3 protein-coding genes are annotated in these 3,792 nt (G+C 47.4%); 2 read left to right on the forward strand and 1 reads right to left on the reverse strand.

The features are described 5' to 3' along the window. The coding region (locus ACOJTG_RS20400) for a TlpA family protein disulfide reductase (protein ID WP_420155505.1) at nucleotides 1-1,222 on the forward strand (1,222 nt) is incomplete at its 5' end. Nucleotides 1,223-1,408: 186 nt separating this feature from the next. Here ACOJTG_RS20400 and ACOJTG_RS20405 read toward each other — a convergent pair. Next, nucleotides 1,409-2,314 carry an alpha/beta fold hydrolase gene (locus tag ACOJTG_RS20405; RefSeq protein ID WP_420155506.1) on the reverse strand — a complete coding sequence of 302 codons (906 nt, stop codon included), beginning with the start codon at nucleotides 2,312-2,314 and terminating at the stop codon, nucleotides 1,409-1,411. A 382-nt stretch (nucleotides 2,315-2,696) separates the two neighbouring features. Here ACOJTG_RS20405 and ACOJTG_RS20410 point away from each other — a divergent pair. After that, nucleotides 2,697-3,792, forward strand: a 1,096-nt coding sequence (locus ACOJTG_RS20410; protein WP_420155507.1) for a condensation domain-containing protein, incomplete at its 3' end; no start/stop codon positions are given.

The raw sequence follows: 3,792 nt of genomic DNA on the forward strand, positions 1-3,792 counted from the left end.
TCAAGTACCCACTCGTTTGGCTCAGGACGCCCGCGTTTTTATTGGGGAGAATCGCCTGCAACTCTGGCTTACGCCGAATGATACCGTTCATATTCAGGTTACTTCTTTTGACCAACCGTTGAGTAAACGATTTCTCTTTCATGGGCCTTCTCAACCGCTCCAGGAGTATTACCTGGCTAAGCGTATAACGTTTCCTGTTACGCCATCTCAGCAGGCTCTAAATGCCGGAGCCTTGGCTCCGAACCTGGCTCAATTCAGTGTTGAGCTGGATTCCATTACTCAGCAGGCTACTAATTTCCTGCAGGCGTATCTACAAAGGCATTCTTTACCCGCCTGGTTTATTGCTTATGAGAAAAATGGTATCCGGTATCAGGATGCGGAGCTGCGACTGTACATGACGTTTTATCAACTTGATTACCAAAAAAAGCAGCAGACGCTACCAACTCATTATTATCGTTTTCTCGAGCGACTTCCAATTCGGAATGACTCCGCTCAGTATCATCCGAACTATCAGCAGTTTTTAAGCCAGTATGTACCGTATTACATTCGCCAAAAGACGGGTCTTTCGTATCGTTCCAAAGGGTACCAGGCCGCTTTTGATCAGTACGTAATTCAGATTTTAGGAAGAAAACAAGCCGACTACTTTAGACTTTGGTCCACCGGCCTGATTTTGCTTAGTGAACCGAAACAGGTCCAGCAGGCATTAGCCATTCATTCCTTCCTGCCTGAATACCAGTACCTTCGAACTTACCTGAACCAACGAGCCAGGGCTCAGTTGGCAACGCTTTCCAAGGATGCCAAAGCTCCCGCGTTCTTCTTGACCGATACCCGTGATTCACTTGTTTCCTTAAGCCAATTCAAGGGGAAGGTAGTGTATTTGTGTTTTTGGTTTACGGGTTGTGGCGGCTGTATTCATGAATTTCCGCACGAAAAGCAACTGGTGGAGACGTTTGCTGGTCAATCCGTTGAAATTATTAGCATCTGTACCCAATCCAGTCCGCAACAGTGGCGAAACAGCATTGCCAAACATAAACTGAACACGCTAAATCTGTACGCCAACGCGTCTTGGGAGAAAAGACTGGAGAAGAGCTACGGAATTCAGGTATATCCCCATTACGTACTCATTGATAGCGAGGGCCGTATTGTAGAAAACTACGCCAGTCGTCCCAGTCAGGATGCCGCTTCAAAAATTAAACAGCTGTTGGAAAACGCAGGGAAATAGTAGGTGCTGGAGGTGTAATAAATCGTTACAAAGCTGGCATGCATCACGATAAAGAGCTTCCAACTGAGTAGTGTAATGGAATGACCCCTGTTCTTTGCAGCACTTATGATTGCCGAGTACTCGCCGCAATTTACAATCATAACTACCCATGACGCCATGAGCGGCATCACGGGTAGTAGCAAACCTTTAGTTTCTGGCAAATTTTTCGAGTTCGGTGTTAAACTTATCCATTTCCTCTAAAAACAAACCGTGTCCGCTTTTTTCAAATCGTACCAGATACGAGCCTTTGATTCGCTGGTGCAATTGTTCGGCCTGAGCAAAATCACATAATTTGTCCTTTACGCCGTGAAAGATGGCTACGGGCATTTTGATTTTATCCAGCTGGGGACGCAGGTCGAGGTCACGTAAGGCAGTGATTGCCTGCGTAGTCGCATACGGTGAGGCATCCAGGTTGATGCTTTCTAGCCACTTCGTAGTTTCCGGAGAAAGTCCTCCCTCCTGGCCAGCGAATCCTTTACCGAAACCAGCTACAAGTTGCTGCCGATTCGTTTTTGTCTGCTGGATGAGCGAAGCCGCGTCCTCATCCGATATGCCGTAGGGATAATCGGCCCGCTTCTTCCAGGATGGGCCCGACGAACCGAATAAGGCCAGCTTGCGGATGTGGGCTCCGTTGTATTTAGTGACGTAGTGCATCGTTACTGCAGTTCCCATCGAAAAGCCGCCAAGTACGGCATTTTCAATTTTGAGTTTTTCTAGGACTACTTTAATATCGTCGGAGAAGGTGTCGAAATTGTAGGTTCCGTAGGGTCGGTCGGATTTACCGAAACCGCGAAGCGAAATACCGATGACTCTGAATCCTTTTTCAACCAGGTATTGGTACTGATATTCATACATCGCATTATTTAAAGGCCAACCGTGGATGAGTACGATGGGCTGACCTTCGCCCAGATCAACGACGTGGAGTTTAACGTTCTTTTCTACTTCAATATACTCGGCCCGTCCTGCCGATGCTGGCTTACGCGTCTGGGCATCTACGAATTGGCTATGGATAAAAGTCAGTACTAATCCGAGGGCAAGTGCAAAAGTTCTCATGTGAATAGAAGGTTTGTGTGTAAATGATAAGTAGCTAGTAATTAGATGTTTGTGCTTCATTTTGACTTTACAAAGGTGGCAGGAAGATTCCCCTCGAAAAATGGATAAAAGGCCAAGCACCTTGTACATTTTTCCCTGACCCCGTTCAGCTCCTTTTTAACTTTAGTAAACCCATCCTATTCACGCAGAACAGAAAGTAGAGCGATGGCGAAATGTGCATGACGGTTCGACTTTTGTCCATTCTCTGCCGTTTTGCGGTCCCCCAATTTTGCAGTCGCTAACGGAGTTGACGCAGTAAACCACTGTACGCAGCAAGTACTAAGGCCAGAACTTACCGGCACTTCACTATTCACCCCCGTTAGCGTAACTCCATATATTCATTATGAAAAAGCATCAGAACCGCACCTTGGGTGCATTCGAAAAGACCTTTTGGCTACTCGAGCAGATCGACTCCAAAGATTTTGCCCTGGCCGCCGATATTTCGGGAACGAGACCCCTGGAGAACTGGCAAAAGGCTCTTCACTTGGTACAGCAACGTCATCCCAACCTTTCCGTTAAGATTGGGATGGACGAACGGTCAAGACCCACGTTGGAGACTGTGGAAAATTTGAACATTCCTCTGAGAATGATCGAGGTTGGGGAAGAGTACCGCTGGGAAGTGGAGGTTGAAAAGGAACTTTCCGTACGGTTCAACACCGCAGAAGGCCCCCTGTTACGGGTGGTCTTGGTTCAAAAGCCGCAGCGTACCGTTTTAATTCTGGTAGCTAACCATACGGTTGCCGATGGTACTTCCTTAAATTATCTGGTACGGGATCTGTTGCTGGCCGTGACCGGAACGGAGCTTAAGTCTATGGACCCGCAAGTATCCAATGATGAAACCTTGGGGCTTCCAGAGGATCAGCCCGTTCAGACGGTCGATGAAGTACTCGAACTGGGCATGAACACCCCTATCGTTAAACCGCTCGTTTCCTCACGCCGCATTTCCGAGACTACGACCCTGACTATTCTTGAACGAGCTAAGCAGGAACAGACCACCGTTCACGGAGCCATTTGTGCTGCCGTACTGCTGGCTTCCCGAAAGATGCGTACGGAATGGCGTGAGGTTAAAATAGAACTGGTTTCGCCTATTTGTACGAGAGGTGTTCTTCAACTGGACGATAATTTTGGGCTAAATATCACTACGCAATCCGTGTTTTTCGAAGACGAGCAAAAGCTTTCCTTCTGGGATCTGGCAAGGTTAGCCAAAGCCGGACTTGAAGGAACGCATTCGACGGAGTACGTGACCAACTATCTATCATTCTTCCGGAGTATCGTTTTCGGCACGAATGATCTGCAACAGATGATCGAGGTGTTGAAAACCGCATTCAACCATCAGATTATGGTAACGAATCTGGTAAAGGTTAAGTACGATACTGACTTTGGTAGCCTGAAACTGAAAGCACTGTATGGCCCGATGGTACGATCCGGAAAAGGAATGG

The sequence above is a fragment of the Siphonobacter sp. genome, from assembly GCF_048595215.1.
In the GTDB taxonomy this organism is placed as follows: domain Bacteria; phylum Bacteroidota; class Bacteroidia; order Cytophagales; family Spirosomataceae; genus Siphonobacter.

What these genes read in the sequence shown, in the direction of transcription:
- ACOJTG_RS20405 (WP_420155506.1), bottom strand. Translation starts at nt 2,314, where the DNA reads ATGAGAACTTTTGCACTTGCCCTCGGATTAGTACTGACTTTTATCCAT.